Annotated in this window: 11 protein-coding genes and 2 CRISPR repeat arrays; of the genes, 8 read left to right on the top strand and 3 right to left on the bottom strand. The window is 36.1% G+C overall.

Annotated features, from left to right (window positions below; all coding sequences use genetic code 11):
* Positions 1 to 64 precede the first annotated feature (64 nt).
* The 6 genes from cas7d to cas2 all read left to right on the top strand — a co-directional run bounded on the left by cas7d (position 65) and on the right by cas2 (position 4,613).
* Positions 65 to 1,066 (top strand): type I-D CRISPR-associated protein Cas7/Csc2, encoded by a 1,002-nt coding sequence (gene cas7d / locus STA7437_RS22280; protein WP_015211902.1) that lies wholly within the window; start codon positions 65 to 67, stop codon positions 1,064 to 1,066.
* A 77-nt stretch (positions 1,067 to 1,143) separates the two neighbouring features.
* Positions 1,144 to 1,848: a type I-D CRISPR-associated protein Cas5/Csc1 gene (gene cas5d, locus STA7437_RS22275; RefSeq protein ID WP_015211901.1), complete on the top strand. Its 705-nt coding sequence runs from the start codon at positions 1,144 to 1,146 to the stop codon at positions 1,846 to 1,848.
* 16 nt (positions 1,849 to 1,864) lie between these two features.
* Positions 1,865 to 2,689 (top strand): CRISPR-associated endoribonuclease Cas6, encoded by an 825-nt coding sequence (gene cas6 / locus STA7437_RS22270; RefSeq protein ID WP_015211900.1) that lies wholly within the window; start codon positions 1,865 to 1,867, stop codon positions 2,687 to 2,689.
* Between the two features lie 5 nt (positions 2,690 to 2,694).
* Complete coding sequence (cas4, locus tag STA7437_RS22265; RefSeq protein ID WP_015211899.1) at positions 2,695 to 3,285, top strand: CRISPR-associated protein Cas4; 591 nt, start codon at positions 2,695 to 2,697, stop codon at positions 3,283 to 3,285.
* A gap of 41 nt (positions 3,286 to 3,326) precedes the next feature.
* Positions 3,327 to 4,334, top strand: a complete 1,008-nt coding sequence (gene cas1d / locus STA7437_RS22260; RefSeq protein WP_015211898.1) for a type I-D CRISPR-associated endonuclease Cas1d — start codon at positions 3,327 to 3,329, stop codon at positions 4,332 to 4,334.
* A 3-nt stretch (positions 4,335 to 4,337) separates the two neighbouring features.
* Positions 4,338 to 4,613 carry a CRISPR-associated endonuclease Cas2 gene (cas2, locus tag STA7437_RS22255; protein ID WP_015211897.1) on the top strand — a complete coding sequence of 92 codons (276 nt, stop codon included), beginning with the start codon at positions 4,338 to 4,340 and terminating at the stop codon, positions 4,611 to 4,613.
* A gap of 233 nt (positions 4,614 to 4,846) precedes the next feature.
* Positions 4,847 to 7,378: a CRISPR direct-repeat array (repeat unit 37 nt; unit sequence GTTTAAACTATTAATAATTCCTATGAGGAATTGAAAC).
* 104 nt (positions 7,379 to 7,482) lie between these two features.
* A CRISPR array of direct repeats spans positions 7,483 to 8,031; the repeat unit is 37 nt; unit sequence GTTTAAACTATTAATAATTCCTATGAGGAATTGAAAC.
* Positions 8,032 to 8,113: 82 nt separating this feature from the next.
* On the opposite strand, the gene STA7437_RS22250 is transcribed toward cas2, so the two are convergent.
* Positions 8,114 to 9,946 carry a coiled-coil domain-containing protein gene (locus STA7437_RS22250; protein ID WP_015211896.1) on the bottom strand — a complete coding sequence of 611 codons (1,833 nt, stop codon included), beginning with the start codon at positions 9,944 to 9,946 and terminating at the stop codon, positions 8,114 to 8,116.
* 116 nt (positions 9,947 to 10,062) lie between these two features.
* Positions 10,063 to 13,713, bottom strand: a complete 3,651-nt coding sequence (locus STA7437_RS22245; protein WP_015211895.1) for a hypothetical protein — start codon at positions 13,711 to 13,713, stop codon at positions 10,063 to 10,065.
* A 192-nt stretch (positions 13,714 to 13,905) separates the two neighbouring features.
* On the opposite strand from STA7437_RS22245, the gene STA7437_RS22240 reads away from it, so the two are divergent.
* Entirely contained in the window at positions 13,906 to 14,142 is a 237-nt protein-coding gene (locus STA7437_RS22240) for a hypothetical protein (RefSeq protein ID WP_015211894.1), read from the top strand.
* On the opposite strand, the gene STA7437_RS22235 is transcribed toward STA7437_RS22240, so the two are convergent.
* On the bottom strand, positions 14,120 to 15,052 hold the full coding sequence (locus STA7437_RS22235; RefSeq protein WP_245562198.1) for a ThiF family adenylyltransferase: 933 nt from the start codon (positions 15,050 to 15,052) through the stop codon (positions 14,120 to 14,122). The two genes, STA7437_RS22240 and STA7437_RS22235, sit on opposite strands and share 23 nt — an antisense overlap.
* Positions 15,053 to 15,593: 541 nt before the next feature.
* Between STA7437_RS22235 and STA7437_RS22230 the strand changes: the two genes are divergently transcribed.
* A complete protein-coding gene (locus tag STA7437_RS22230) occupies positions 15,594 to 16,391 on the top strand; it encodes a ParA family protein (RefSeq protein ID WP_015211892.1) in 798 nt (265 codons plus the stop codon).
* Positions 16,392 to 16,490 lie beyond the last annotated feature (99 nt).

Raw genomic sequence — 16,490 nt, 5'->3', positions numbered from 1 at the left:
CTATTATTGAGAGATTTAGGGGCGACAATTGCCAAACAATCTATTAACATACCAGGAGTAAATTATGACATTTTTAAAATCTATCGACGCTAAATACTTTCATGCTGAAATTCCCTACAAACCAATGGGAAAATACGCTCATTTCTTAACCATTCGTGTTACCGAATCTTACCCTTTATTTCAAACTGATGGTGAATTAAATAAAGCTAGAGTAAGAGCGGGTATTACCAATCAAAATCCTATCAGTCGCTTAACTATGTTCAAGCGCAAACAATCAACCCCAGAAAGATTAATTGGTAGAGAATTATTACGCAATTATGGTTTAGTAAAACCAGATGAATGTGAATACAATGTTGACTTTGCTAAAAACAATGCTGACTGTATTATTTATGGATTTGCGATCGGTGATGGAGGTTCGGAAAAATCTAAAGTAGTAGTAGATTCTGCCTATTCTATTACTTCTTTTGATGAATCCCACGAAACATTTACTCTTAATGCTCCTTATGAACATGGCACAATGAGTAAAAATGGGGAAGTTACTAGCAGAATTAATCAACAAGATCACATTCGCCCTCAAGTGTTTTTTCCTAGTATTGTTACCCTAAAAGATCCCACAGAAGCTAGTTTTCTTTATGTATTTAATAACATTCTTCGTACCCGTCATTATGGCGCACAAACTACTAGAACAGGAAGGATTAGAAATGAATTAATTGGCGTTATTTTTGCCGACGGAGAAATAGTTAGCAACTTACGTTGGACTCAAGCAATTTATGATAAATTAGGAGGAAAAATTAACTCTCTCGATCCTTTAAATGAAGACGAAGTCGATCGAGCAGCAAAAGAAGCAATTGAACAACTAATGTCACAAGAATTTATCGTTCATCAAGATTTTATTGGCGATAATTTTACTCCTATTTTAAATGACGTAAAAACTTTGACTGGTAGTGAAGAAAATATCAAAGCAATCTTAACCAAGGCTAATCAAGAAGCACAAAATTACTTTGACAATTACATTACAAAGTCAAAAGATAAAGATAAAGATAAAAAAACCGCTAAATCAAAATAATTCTTAAGGTGGGGATTGCCCACCTTATTATTCGATTCTCCCTAATCCTTAGAAAAGTAAACTTTCTCTATCCCTTCATGACTACTATCTATCGCTGTCAATTAGAACTTCACGACAGTCTCTATTTTGCTACCCGTGAAATAGGCAGACTATACGAAACAGAACCAATTTTACATAATTATGCCCTTTGCTATGCTTTGGGTTTAATAGATAGCAAAAAATACGCTACTAATGTTGCTGAAGAACATTCTTATCGCTACTTTTCTGCCGAACAAATGCCCCAATACAAGCAACATTTAACACCTTTAAATCAACAAAAAATTTACGTTACTCCAGCAAAATCTTTAAATCACACTTCTGTTTTAAATACTTGGAAGTATGCTAACAATAACTATCATGTAGAAATGGAAAAGACGCAAAAAAATATTCCTAGCTTTGGCAGAGCAAAAGAAATAGCAGTAGAAAGCCAATTTGAGTTTTTTATTATTTCTGAAAGTCCCTTAAATTTTCCTCAATGGAAATGGATACGTCTTGGCAAATGGATGAGTAAAGCACAAGTAATATTTGAACAATTAACATCTATCAAAGCACATCAAGGTTTATTTACTTGTATTCATCCTTTAAACCCTTTAGATGTCATGTTCACCAATCAAGTTTTTAGCTACGACGTGATTAATATGCCTCCTGTTAGTTTAATTCAAAATGCTCAAATACAGGGGCAATTTTATCAAATCGATAATAACTTAAAAATTCCCGTCAATATGCAATATCGTTTTAGTTAAAAGTTTTTAGTTTATCATGCCCTACAGTCTCGTTTTAAACCTACTGCCACTATCTCCCATATCCCCAGGTTACTCTCAAGGAAAACACCTACACGCTTTATTCCTCAATATCGTCAGCCATTGCGATCGCTCTTTGGGAGACTATTTACACGAACAAAAAACTAACAAAGCTTTTACTATTTCTCCCTTACAAATTGTGGGAAATAAAAACCAGAAAATACAATACCAACACAACAAACCGATACCCGTCAACACTCCCTGTTGGTGGCGTATATCTTTATTAGATGAAAGTCTCTTTGGTAAACTAACTCAACTTTGGCTAAATATAAATCCCGAAAAACCATGGCATTTGGGGAATGCAGATTTAAAGATTTCCAGTATTCTCGGAACATCTCAACCTAACCAACCTTGGTCTAATGCTATTCCCTACGCTCGGCTTTACGAAGAAGCATCCGCTAATAACAATAAATTTACCTTTTCCTTTGCCACTCCCACGACTTTTGGTAAGGGAAAACAAAATGACTCTTTACCAACTCCCGAAAATATCTTCAAAAGTTTATGCAAACGTTGGAATAAATACAGCAATATTGAAATTCCAGAAACAGAATTATCGCTATTATCTTTATTTCCCAGCTATTTCAACATTCATACCGAAATGGTCAGTGACTACAGCAAAAGTAAACTAATTGGTTGCGTCGGTGAGATAAGCTATCAGGCTTTTGGCAATATCGATCTCCAACAAATTAAATATCTTAATACTTTAGCTGACTTTGCCCTCTATTGTGGCATGGGAAAAAAGACCACTATGGGTATGGGAATGGTCAGGAGAATCAATAATTAAACATTATGGATCGAGAAGAAAATTATGTCCCGATAGCAGCACTCAACCATTACGCCTATTGCCCCCATCGCTGCGGTCGAATGTTTTGCCTGGGCGATTTTATCGATAATCATTACACTATTGAAGGAACGAGTTTACATGAAAGAGTTCATACAATTAGCCAAGAAAATCGAGAATATACCTGGCAAATAAGAGCGATTTGGCTAAAGAGCGAACAATACGGACTTATTGGTAAATCCGATTTAATTGAAAGTGAAAAGGGCGAACTTTATCCAGTCGAATACAAGCGGGGTAAAAGAGATGACTGGAGTAATGATGCGCTGCAAGTCTGCGGACAAGCATTATGCCTAGAAGAAATGACAGGGTTATCCGTTACTACGGGTTATGTTTATTACGCTCATTCCCATCAACGTCAGGAAATAAATATAGACCGAAATTTACGAGAAAAAGCGATCGCGACAATCGCAGAGATTCAAGCCATGATGATAACTGGCAAGATACCATCTCCAGTTTACAAGCCTCGCTGTAAGGGCTGTAGTCTTTACTCTTGCTGTTTGCCTCAAGCTGCGAATAAGGTAAAGCGTTATCAAGAATAAACAGCAAATTTTATATAAAAACTAATTAGGAGCAAGATGAGATGGGAACAGTCTATATTACTCAAGAATACAATTCATTTATCGGCAAAACCGATGAAAGACTAACGGTGAAAGCAGACAAGAAAAAATTACTAGACGTTCCATTAATCAAAATTGATGGATTGGTAATTATGGGACAGGCTACCATCTCTCCCGCCATCATTAAAGAACTGTTAGAAAGAAAAATTCCTCTTAGTTTTGTCAGTGCTACGGGAAAATATGAAGGATGTCTGCAACCAGAATTAACTAAAAACATTTTTATTAGAAAAGCACAGTGGTTAGCTGCGGGAGAAACAGCAACCGCTATCCATTTAGTACGTGGCTTTGTGAGAGGAAAATTGAAAAACTATCGCCACCTATTAATGCGTCGTCGTCGCGAATATCCCGAACTAAATTTAGATACAGCAATCACTAAATTAGAACAAGCGATCGCGCCAATAGATTTAAGTAATAATATAGACTCTCTCAGAGGATTAGAAGGTGCGGGAAGTGCTGCATATTTTGGTTGTTTTGACCGATTAATTCAAAACCCTAATTTTAACTTTAAATCCCGCGTGCGTCGTCCACCAACCGATCCAGTTAATTCTTTACTGAGTCTCGGTTACTCATTACTCAGACACGATCTTCAAAGTGCAGTCAACATAGTCGGATTCGATCCTTATTTGGGTTATCTCCATTATCAAAGATACGGTAGACCATCCTTGGCGTTAGATTTGATGGAAGAATTTCGACCTTTAGTAGTCGATGCAATAGTTTTGAATGCTATTAATAAAGAAAAGCTAACTCCCAATGACTTTACTAGCGAACCAATTAGTAATGCGGTTTCTCTAACCAAAGAAGGATTAAAAGTATTTCTCCGTCTTTACGAACAAAAGAAACAATCTGTATTTAAACATCCTGTCTTAAAACGTCAGTGTACCTACCAAGAGGCTTTTGAAATTCAAGCCAGACTGATAGCTAAATACTTGATGGAAGAAACCGATAAATATCCTCCACTGATTTTGAAGTAATCTATGTTTGTGATAGTTAGTTACGATATATCTGAAGATAAGCGACGCACTAAAATTCACGATATTTTATCTTCTTATGGTCAATGGATGCAGTATAGTTTGTTTGAATGTAATTTAACCAAAACTGAGTATGCTAAACTGCGATCGCGTCTCAAAAAAATAATCAACTCTGATACCGATAGTATTCGTTTTTATTTTTTATGTAGTTGTTGTCAAAATAAGATTGAGCGCATTGGTGGTGAACTAGTTCGAGACGATACAATTTTCTTTGTTGAGTAAGATATATGCGCGGTAGGGTAGGTGTATAAAATGAGTAAAGTTATAAGTTCCTGTAAATTCTTACCCAGTATAGCTTTGCAAGCAATTGAGTTTGGCATAGTTCCGCGCACTATACAGTATAAAGGTTTCAGCAATTTTGGCTCTGTTTTTCTTGTCCTTTGTGCTATCATCAACCCAATACCGCGCAAACGAACCTTGAAAACTAAATATATCAATGTTTTTGAACTACCGCGGTTTAAACTATTAATAATTCCTATGAGGAATTGAAACTTGGGAACTACAACTAATCTTTATTTACAACTTGATTAGTTTAAACTATTAATAATTCCTATGAGGAATTGAAACAAAATTGCTCCCCATAATTCTGCTAAAGTTTCAGCTAGTTTAAACTATTAATAATTCCTATGAGGAATTGAAACACTTCCAATGATACGGCAACGGTTGAATTACCATGTGTTTAAACTATTAATAATTCCTATGAGGAATTGAAACATTTCTGGTGGAGTAGTGCGCCCATTGAATGAAATAGTTTAAACTATTAATAATTCCTATGAGGAATTGAAACCTCAAAAAGCTACAGCCAGCCATTGAAAAAATCGTTTAAACTATTAATAATTCCTATGAGGAATTGAAACAAAAGTAAAATCAATTTCTAAATAATCAACTACTTTGTGTTTAAACTATTAATAATTCCTATGAGGAATTGAAACCTGCGGATACGGCTCAAGCTGCTGTGGTAAGACTTGAGTTTAAACTATTAATAATTCCTATGAGGAATTGAAACGGCCGCAATTAAAACAGTTCAAAATTTAATCGATCTGTCTAGTTTAAACTATTAATAATTCCTATGAGGAATTGAAACAGAAGCTTGTAGTTCTACTGGTGCTGTAGTTTCCAGTTTAAACTATTAATAATTCCTATGAGGAATTGAAACGATCTATTGCTCTTGCTCTCTCTAATTCTCAAATGGTTTAAACTATTAATAATTCCTATGAGGAATTGAAACACTAAATATACAATAGCAAATCTAGCTTATTTTTCTGGGTTTAAACTATTAATAATTCCTATGAGGAATTGAAACATTGATTGGTTTGATCAAAAAGATAACTGGGATAGGTTTAAACTATTAATAATTCCTATGAGGAATTGAAACAAAATTGGGAAGAAGGAGAAAATATATATTTTCAAGTTTAAACTATTAATAATTCCTATGAGGAATTGAAACGTAGTTAAACCCTTTAATATTTTTCCAGTTATTAAGTTTAAACTATTAATAATTCCTATGAGGAATTGAAACTATACCGCCGATGATGGTACTACTGAGTATGTACTACGTTTAAACTATTAATAATTCCTATGAGGAATTGAAACAGCATACCAAGCTACTTTAGTTTCATTCTCCACTGTTTAAACTATTAATAATTCCTATGAGGAATTGAAACTTAGAATCAGTAACATCTTCAAATAAATCTTGAAGTTTAAACTATTAATAATTCCTATGAGGAATTGAAACAAAGAAGAACTAAGTAAAATGTTCGCTCAGTACTTACGTTTAAACTATTAATAATTCCTATGAGGAATTGAAACAAATAAAGTATTCTGAGGTATTTACTTTTGAATCGGTTTAAACTATTAATAATTCCTATGAGGAATTGAAACAGCCAGGAGTGCTGCACCTGCATTAGATGCAGCCGATGTTTAAACTATTAATAATTCCTATGAGGAATTGAAACCAAAAGAACTCAAATCGCGATCGACGGAAGATAGTTTAAACTATTAATAATTCCTATGAGGAATTGAAACTAAAAGATTGCGATTGTAATCTAAATTCTCTCTAAGTTTAAACTATTAATAATTCCTATGAGGAATTGAAACTATCAACGCCAACCCCGAAGTCGATCAAATCTTGCTACCTACGTTTAAACTATTAATAATTCCTATGAGGAATTGAAACAGTACATTTAAATCATCTTGATCTAGATTTTTATTAGTTTAAACTATTAATAATTCCTATGAGGAATTGAAACTAGCCTGTGACCAATTATGGAAAGCAATACGACCAGCAGTGTTTAAACTATTAATAATTCCTATGAGGAATTGAAACAAATTCAAAAAATCGAAGCAGAAGCGAGAACTATGTTTAAACTATTAATAATTCCTATGAGGAATTGAAACTGGATTGGACAGACGCTCGAACACGGGCAAATTTGTTTAAACTATTAATAATTCCTATGAGGAATTGAAACATCAGAAAAAATTCGACTCCGAACCATTCCATCAAGTTTAAACTATTAATAATTCCTATGAGGAATTGAAACTCTTCAGCTACTTTTTATCGAGCGATCGCCAAATTTGTTTAAACTATTAATAATTCCTATGAGGAATTGAAACAAGGACAGGTCAACTTTTACGGGGTCGGATTCGTTTAAGTGTTTAAACTATTAATAATTCCTATGAGGAATTGAAACCTTTACCTACGCCATATTGCAAACAATCGTTATAAATGTTTAAACTATTAATAATTCCTATGAGGAATTGAAACATAAAGAGCAAATTGATGAAACTATTGAAGAGCTTAAAACGTTTAAACTATTAATAATTCCTATGAGGAATTGAAACGTCTTCGTGGTTTGAATTGGTTTGCTGCTAATGGGTTTAAACTATTAATAATTCCTATGAGGAATTGAAACAATTCCATTATTTCTGCACCTTAGTTGCACGACGAACTGTTTAAACTATTAATAATTCCTATGAGGAATTGAAACTTATTTATCCTCAATAACATAATACCCAGAATAGTTGCCATGTTCCTGCGACACCCGTTTGAATTGAAACTTATTTATCCTCAATAACATAATACCTTATCAAAAGTTTAAACTATTAATAATTCCTATGAGGAATTGAAACCTAACTCTGTATTGCTCCTCGACGAAGGGGGGATTGGTTTAAACTATTAATAATTCCTATGAGGAATTGAAACATCACCTTTACGAGCAAACATATCAATTCCCTCACGTTTAAACTATTAATAATTCCTATGAGGAATTGAAACAGGGACTTTTGAAACGCAAGTTTACGAACGTAGCACGTTTAAACTATTAATAATTCCTATGAGGAATTGAAACATGACTGGCAACCAATTACGTTTGCTGAGAAACAATGTTTAAACTATTAATAATTCCTATGAGGAATTGAAACTCGATAATTTTTTCCGAAGAAAGAGGAATTTCCATCTATGTTTAAACTATTAATAATTCCTATGAGGAATTGAAACCAAACTTGCGCCATAAGCAAATCTTTAAACTCATTGTTTAAACTATTAATAATTCCTATGAGGAATTGAAACTACGACCTTTATCAATTGATTGAGAAAAGATAAAAGTTTAAACTATTAATAATTCCTATGAGGAATTGAAACTATTACGATTCTCAGCTTCTACGAAAGTTTCAAGTTTAAACTAAATCTAATTTTATGGTTAGCGAATAAGTTTCAAAATTTACTAATCAATTATCGCTATTTCTTTCTGTTTTTTTTCTTGTTTAACATTTGACTGACTTTGTTTTTGCTGTTTATCCAAATAATCATTAATTTCTTCTAGCTTCTGGCTAAAACTTTCCACAATAGCCTGCTTTTCCTCTTCATCTAATTCATCCTTGTCGATTACAAACTCATCTTTATTTATCGTCGCCTTAAAAATTTCTAAAACTTCATCATTATCTCGTTCTTCAATAGTAATAATTTTCTTCTCGTCAGCGCGATCGCAACACAACCTACAGCGATCGCCAATAAGAATTTCTGACTTTGAATTGGGGTTAATTTGCTTGTATTTCTCGCTAACATCCAGCAAGACATTAACTAGCTGAGTATCCAAATCTTCTGCTTTTTCATCCACTTGATTTTGTTCGTCTTCATCCCAAAGATCGGAAACTAAATCGGCTTCTGAATCTAATTCAACATCATCTTTTTCTTCCTGCTTGTCTAGCAATTGTTCCAGATGTTCGATTCTCTTTTCTAATAAATCTAATTTCTGTTCTAATCGATCTAAAGCAGCATTAATTTGTTCTAACTGTTGGTAAAAATCAGCAGCGCGATCGATGACGATTGGTTCGGCGGAGATATCTGGATCGACATCCATTAACTGGCGATCAATAGTTTTAACCGCCTTGCCTAATTGCTCGGTAATATCGCTTTCTAAATCCAATTCATCATCCAAGTCGAGATCTTCATCTACATCCAATTCATTATTTGATTCAATCTTGACATCTTCATCTAAATCCAGTTCGCTCTCTACTTCTGGTTTATCTGCTTGCTGTTTGAGAGACTGGGATCGCTCGACAAGTTGACTGGTTCTTTCTTGGACAGCTAAAATCTTGTCAATAGTCGCTTTTAACTTTCTCTCTTCGCGTTTTTCTAGCAATTTATTGGCAAAAGCTATCCCCACAGCACCCATTTTTAAACTAGCTGCCATTACTGTCATCCCATCGGTATCTTGGGTGTAAGTATCGGCTTTGCTGCCTAAAGCCATTAAAGTTTTACTAGCACGGTCGGCAATTGACGATTTGGATTGGCTTTTTTTAGTCTTTTTAATAACTACATCTGGTTGAATTTGTTTAGTTTTTGATTGCTGTTTTTGTTTCTTATCATCTGATAAACTCTTATCATTACTCTGAGTTTTTATATCTTCACTCGAATCATTTAAAAGTTCATTTACAGGATCGTGAGGGCGCGTCCCCTGGGTCAAACCCAGGGGCTTGTGTCGCCCGTCTATCCCCTCTAGTTTACTTCTTGATTCTGCTGTTTCAAATAATAAATCATCTGGAACTTCTGTAGAAGCTGAAGTAGATCGATCTTCAATTAAATCGACAACATCTAAACGACTATTCTTTTTACCTCTTTCAATTAATTCAGTTTCATTAGCAAAAGAATTTGAAAAATCTGACAACTCCTGCGAATTTAATCGATCGCTTTCTTTAGCTTCTTTTTTCTGTAATAATTCTTCAACAGTCGAGCGGGTAAATTGATATTTTTCTTCACTGCCTAAATGCTCTAGCATTTTAATTGATTTAGTAGTACCCAACTGCGGTCGATTCGCCAAACTTAGTACTAGATCGTTTTCTTTAATTCCCACTCTAATTGCTAAATGCTCGCCCTTTGCTTCGGCATTTTTATCGCCAATTATTTTGATTGTCCGAGCAAAGTCTTCATAGGATTGAAGATTATTTTTTTGACAATAATTAAGAGCCTGCTGACAAGTTTTATTGAGGTATTTTAAAATCACCTCTCCTTGGCGATCGCTTGCAGTAATAAACTTAACTTTATTTGAAGAATTCATAATTTAATAAGAGGTAATAAAATGAATGAAAAGCTAGGAGTTGGTAAAAGGAAAAAGCTAATTGAAAGTCCTTTTACCTTTAGTTGGGATTTTTGAAAAAACTTGGCAATCTGAAATTAAATAGATAATTGTTCTTGCTTATTTTTACGTTTAATTCGATTACTTTTTTGGGGATTTAAACTCTCCTTTTTAGTTTCCTGTTCGCACATCTTGAAAAATCGCTCGGCATTGGCTTCTGATAGAGGTTTATCGATTTTGTCTGTAGCTAAATTAGACTGAAAAACTATTTTTTTATGACGGTCGCAAACCTTACAATTATGACCTCGAATAGTGGCAGTCCATTCTCCCTTACTATCAATTTTGAGTTGGTTTTCACCCGTTTTTTGATGCTGACTTTTAATACTTTGATGCAGAACAATCGAAGCATCTTGAGATAATAATTGTTTGATAGTTGGTTGAGTAAGAGTTCGATTTGGCTCTGGTTCTCGTTCTGTTTCTGCTGTTGATTTGGGTATTTCGATATTTAAACAAAAATTCCGTTTTTTCTTGGCTTGAGTATTGCCATTTACTTCTTTATCCATTGGTAATTGTGAGGGAGTATCTAAATAAAATTTACGCTTGAGTCTTTTCTGTTGAGCTTTTGTTGTCTTCTTCCCCTGCTTTTGCAGTTCACTTTCAGGAAGCCGAACCGATTCGGGTTTGACATGAAGAATCAACGCACCTTTACTCTGTTCGATACTGGCAGTAAAAGTAGAACCGACAGGTAATCTGGGAGATTGAGGCTCAAACATGGCTAAATCCTTGCTCTTTAACTGCACCATCGGCTGTCCGTGGCGGTAATCATTGGGATTGTTATATTTGCCAACGACAAACTCAAACTCTTTATTCTGTAAACGCTTATCGCTAAAATCAACTTGACTGTAATCGTTATGTTTCGCGCCAATTAACTTAAATGAGGTAAATTGATATTCCTCTAATCTCTGACAAATTTCCGCAGCAAATAAATTCAGTATCAAGCTGCCTTTGGCAAGATTTTCTTCATTCATTTCTACCCAAGTATAATCTTTGGGCGGAACGATCTGAAGAGGAACGGTATCTCCTTTATAGGTAGTTAAATTGTGTTCTTGCCAAACAAAGCGATCGTTATCATTATTACCCAACTTAGCCTGTAGATTTTTAATTAGTTCGGGTTGGGGATCGATGAGGGCAAAATCAATCAAGGGTAAATCCGAGTTGACGGTTGCCTCATAGCTTGCTCCTTGTTTGTCGAGATATGCCTTAAACTCTGCTGCGAGTGGTCTGTAGGAGTTATTTTTGCTATTGTTGACTACATCGCTATTATTATGGGAATTATCCCGACGGACAAAAGGAACGCTGACAACCCAAGTGTTTTGAGGTTCTAACGAGCTATTAAATCGATGTTCTTTAACTAACTCAATCGTAGAATTCAAACGACAGGCAAGTTTCTTACATTCAGCGATATGATTCTTTAAACTTTTATTGTTTGTCTCCAGCTTCCACATGGCACTAGCAGCCAACATCCGCTCCTCGGCATTGGGAAACTCTTCATCAACTATAGCTCTCAAGTCTTCATACAGTTGAGCGAATTCCTGTTTTTTCCGTTCTGGATCGTCCTTATTTGCCTGATGTATTTCCCTGGAGCGATCGCGATATCGCTGTTTGATTTCTTCCGCTTTAGGCAGACATACCTGCTCCCAATACTTCAAATCTTGTTTATCATTTGGCTCATCAAAGAGAAAGCTAAAGCGGTCTAGTTCCAAACTCTTAATCCTGGTTCGACTCCACTGGGGATTGACAGCACGCTCGGCAATACAATCGATATTGTTGTCGGTTGAAGTGGGCAAGCAGCTTGTTTTGTAGACTCGTTCGTCTTTCTTATAATCGAATAAGGGACTGGGGAAATTTTCGACCCAGTTTTTAGTACGGGCAATGATATCCCCATGACGATCTTGATAGCGAGCTGCACTTTTAGGAGAATCCACTTCTATTTGCAGCGCGTCGAATAGTTTACCTAACAGTTTGACTTTGGCAGATTCAAATTTTTCCCGTCGCGACTGCTTTTGATAGGGGTTAGATGAAGATTGTACTCTGCCTATTAGAGTAGCCACATAACCAATACTGTTTTGTTTGATAGCTGCCGCTATTTGTTTGAGATTAGTATATTTGGGCTTGCCGTAATTGGTTTTCTCTCGTTTAACTACTGATGGATACTCGGAAGGTTCGTTAGCTCGACGAATTTCCTGGGAAATTTGGGGAAAACGAGAAGTTGGAGTTACGATCAATTGGTCGCCATCAAAGTCGCATTGATGGTGCTGCATTGCCTGATCCGAGCGAATAAATACGCAACTGCGATAGTTTAATAACGACTGGGCAGCAGGTTGATGATTGTCTACTGTGTAGCGACGGATGTTATCTTTACTGACTATGGGATAGCGGGTAACGATTACTTCCGTACCGTTTTCTAAGTGGGGAGCGACAATCGTTCCTGGTTTGAGGTTATCGCATGGTTGAGCCATGGCACTGTCGTGGTGTAATGCCCCTTTAATTGCCAGATTGAGCCAAATCTTCCTCAATTGAGAGCGTTGAAACTCAACTAGCTTGGGATAACCCGTTAGTAATCCTTTATTATCTTGGCGCAATAGGGAAACCAATCTCGATTCTTTGGCTTCTCGCTCGTCTTCACTCCCCTCCACACTCACCGCATCATCATCGGTTTGAATAAAACTAGCTTTTTTATCATGTTGTTCGACTATGTAGCGATTGAGTTTGAGGGGGTTAGATTGAATTTGCGCCAATCTTTGAGCCTCGGCTTTGGTAGCGGGTACGAGGTCAGAAGCGATCGCACTTTTTGAAAACCAAATGCTAAATTGCCAGGAATTATCGTATTTCTGTAGTTCGGCATTAGCTCGATTACCCAGTGCCATTTTGGGAAGTTGATAATCTCCGCAGGGAATGAGTTCGCTCAGTTTATCTTTAGCAATGCCTTTAATCGAACTGCGGTCTAAAATGATATCATACCCGCGAGCTTCTGTTAGAGTGCGATTGGGCAGAAATGTTCCTTTAGCCAAAAAACTGGTTTTAGGGGTAGAGTTTTTGGTTTCATTTTGATTCCATCCAGTCATCCACGCCATTCTAAACTGAAACGGTCGTTTGCTTTTAGCACCAACCTCTTCAGCCAAGTGGGGGGATATCTTACCGTGACAGTCGCCCGTAAAGAAATCTGCTGCTGCTTCTCTTTCTTTTGGGTTGTTGCTTTGAGAATCAACTATTTTAAGTTTAATAGGAGAATTATCCTTGCTACTATCAAATAAAACCGCTCCTTGTAAGCAAGAACTGACCAATAATGAACCATAGCGACAGCAGTGGTCTGGTTGAGTTTTGAAAAATTGCTCGCGAATGTTGTCAATTAATTCTTTATTGCCGAAGTAGACGCTTTTACCAGAACTAAAAATAATACCGCGTTTAATATTGTCACCAAAATCAACTTTATCTAACTGATTTAAGTAGATTTGTTCGGCTAATTTCGGGTCTTCAAATTGTAATTGTTTGCCCCGGTCTCGCTCGAGTTTGACAATGACTAAAGAAGATAAATCATTTGATTCACCGAGTAATTCCAATAGAGAATCAGTAATATTTTCTGGCTCGGATAAATATCTACCCGACTCGGCTAAACTCAGATCGATTACTGGTATTTTTAGTCCTGTTTCTGTCACCGAGCTATTTTGGTTATTTTGATTATGGCTCATCCTTTTACAACTCCTGCGCCAATCATAATTTTTTTTCTCCTAAAAAAAAATCCGATAGGATGACTTCTGAGTTAGTCTTTTTGAATGAGTCAAAGTAACTAATAAAATTATCTAAATGGATTAAATACAGCTAACCCTAAATCCCGTATAATCTGCCAAATAAAAGTAAATAGAAAAACTAAAATAGAGCTTATGAAAGAGAAAGTAACTAACACCAATTGTGGCAATTCATTGAATGATAAACAGCTCCTTAAAAAACAATCGAGGGAGAAAATTAAAGTTCATCATAGTTTGATGGAATTTTATACAGATACGGGATTGATAGACGAATATGACATCGAAGTAGACTATTCAAATGAAGAGAAAAATAGCACTTATGGAGTAACGAAAGAGGATTTGGACGAGCCTAATTTTTGGCAAGAGCTTTAGCATGATTAATTATTTTGGCTATTGCTTCTTCGGTAATGAAAGTAGAAGTAGTGAAACCACTATTTAAATCTAGATAAGTTGCCAGGCGATTTAATTTACCAGTTATCAACTGAATTAGATAACTAGCTGCTTCTGCTGCCATTCGTTGATTGATCGTTAGACTTTGAGTATTGAGTAGCTCGAGTTCGGCACAAGAAATATTAGTCTGAGATAATTCTTCTGGTTTGGGTTCTAATAGTTCGGGGTGTTGCAAGCAGGGTGCGGGTAATTTAATACATCCCAACTGATGAAATTGGTAGGTATCGAGTTCTGGCGATAGATGAGAGCCAATTAATACTTGTCCGCTATGGGAATGGTTGCCACAATCAAGCCACCAAAGTTCGCTAGCGACATTTCTGGTATGCCAAGATTGATACTGAGATAAAGCACGAGCAATTGATTGACGAGCATTAGCATTATCTACGCAACCGATTATAATTTTGAGTTTGTGTTCTCTTTGATAGTAGTCTCTAGCAACTATTTCGGGATTAAATGAATCGGGCAAGCCTTCAATGTCGACCCCCCAACTCAAGCTATATCTTAATGCCAGAGTTTGAGCTTTACTCAACCCAATTTCAGCATCGCAGAAGTTTTGGCGCAGGACGTTTTTCTCTTCTACAGTATCGGGATCGATAAATATTAAGGTGGTGTTTTTACCTCGTTGAGTTAGATATCTGGCTAGGCGACAAAGGCTGGGTGCAAGCCAACTACCAGTTCCCCCACAGCCGACTAGGTAAAATTCTATCTGTTGGTAAACGGGAAGTATGATGTGCCTGGCATTGAGAATCGAACGAGCGAGGTGCATATGAATGAATGTGACGAATAGTTTAGAAGCAAATAAAGCCTTTGAGAAAAAGACTGCTTCATTCACAAATCCCGATAGGGATAAGTATTAAATCCTAAAACATAAATAGAAAGCTTATTTTTTATATCTAGATATCAATTATTTATTTTTGGAAAAAAAATAGAGCCTCGAAAGTATAGAATTATTGATACTTTTGATTAATGAAGTATAGATATCAGGATGTCAAGATATCTACTTGTCAAAACATTTAGATTCACTAATGTCAGTAGCTATTACAAAGCAAGGTTTCTCGATATCAAGATACTTTTGTTTCTAAAAATCAATAAGTCTAGATATCTTTATATCTAGATACCCAGTATTCAATGTATCTAGAAACTTTGAAACACCGACATCTTTGTATATAGATATCTACATATATTAATTTCTGTATATTTAGTTATCGAGAAAACAAAACCAATAGACATCTAGAAATCATGAGGCTATAAAGAAGGCTGAAGCGGGACTTGCTCTTGCGGAGTGCCTGTCTGATTGGGTTTCCTCATCAGTTTATACGGCGTTCTTTTAGAGAGGCGAGCTTCCCTATGGAAAATATACTTCAAGTACGCAAATGCAAACAATAGCAGCAGTTAGTTTAGCAGGGGGACAAGGGAAGACTACAACTTGTTATTTCCTTGCCAAAATGTTAGCCCAGGCTGGAAAAAAAGTTTTAGCGATCGACTGCGATCCTCAAGCCAATTTAACTTTTTTCTTAAATCATGAAGTAGCACCAGATCGACCTACTTTGCTTGAAGTATTAAAGGGTACGGTATCAACTGAAGATGGAATTTATCCTACTAATGATGAAAATTTATTTTTAGTTCCTGCCGATAGCGGACTGGCAAAGGTAACTGAGTATTTAAGTGGTAGTGGTACTGGCGCACTAATCTTACAGATCCGACTTCAAGCAGTTAAAGAGCTATTTGACTATGTAATCATCGACGTACAACCGACGCGATCGCAAATTTGTTTGACCGCAGTTGGTGCAGCAGACTGGGTGTTAATTCCTGCTGAGTCGGCAACTAAAGGAGTAAACTCCTTGCTCGATACACAAAAGTTTCTCGCCGAACAAGCTCAAGTAATGGCATTTAGAGGACAAATATTGGGAATTATTCCCTTTCGCGATCGCTGGGTAGGAAGAACTCAAACCTTAGAAAGTAGAGATAATATTGCTGCGATGAGAGAATTTGCTGACGATGCCCCCGTGCTTCCCACGATAAGAGAATCAGAAAAATTCAAACAGGCAACTCGTCAGGGTCAACTTTTGAGCGAATTGGGCGCAAAAGATTTAGAGTACCCCTTTGAAAAAATCATTGAATTATTAGAAGACTGCAAACAGCTAAATCAATCAATAGTGGTAGCAGTATAAGATTTTAAAAAAACAGAAGTAGTCAACTACCCACCGCTAATTGCTAAGAGCAATTTAGCGTGGGCTTGCAAAGAACTAAATGCCAATTAGTTCCAGCGA

Source organism: Stanieria cyanosphaera PCC 7437, from assembly GCF_000317575.1.
Taxonomy (GTDB): domain Bacteria; phylum Cyanobacteriota; class Cyanobacteriia; order Cyanobacteriales; family Xenococcaceae; genus Stanieria; species Stanieria cyanosphaera.
This window is presented reverse-complemented; position numbering and strand designations above follow the sequence as displayed.

What these genes read in the sequence shown, in the direction of transcription:
- STA7437_RS22230 (WP_015211892.1), top strand. Translation starts at nt 15,594, where the DNA reads ATGCAAACAATAGCAGCAGTTAGTTTAGCAGGGGGACAAGGGAAGACT.
- cas6 (WP_015211900.1), top strand. Translation starts at nt 1,865, where the DNA reads ATGCCCTACAGTCTCGTTTTAAACCTACTGCCACTATCTCCCATATCC.
- cas7d (WP_015211902.1), top strand. Translation starts at nt 65, where the DNA reads ATGACATTTTTAAAATCTATCGACGCTAAATACTTTCATGCTGAAATT.
- cas2 (WP_015211897.1), top strand. Translation starts at nt 4,338, where the DNA reads ATGTTTGTGATAGTTAGTTACGATATATCTGAAGATAAGCGACGCACT.
- STA7437_RS22245 (WP_015211895.1), bottom strand. Translation starts at nt 13,713, where the DNA reads ATGAGCCATAATCAAAATAACCAAAATAGCTCGGTGACAGAAACAGGA.
- STA7437_RS22250 (WP_015211896.1), bottom strand. Translation starts at nt 9,946, where the DNA reads ATGAATTCTTCAAATAAAGTTAAGTTTATTACTGCAAGCGATCGCCAA.
- cas4 (WP_015211899.1), top strand. Translation starts at nt 2,695, where the DNA reads ATGGATCGAGAAGAAAATTATGTCCCGATAGCAGCACTCAACCATTAC.
- cas1d (WP_015211898.1), top strand. Translation starts at nt 3,327, where the DNA reads ATGGGAACAGTCTATATTACTCAAGAATACAATTCATTTATCGGCAAA.
- cas5d (WP_015211901.1), top strand. Translation starts at nt 1,144, where the DNA reads ATGACTACTATCTATCGCTGTCAATTAGAACTTCACGACAGTCTCTAT.
- STA7437_RS22240 (WP_015211894.1), top strand. Translation starts at nt 13,906, where the DNA reads ATGAAAGAGAAAGTAACTAACACCAATTGTGGCAATTCATTGAATGAT.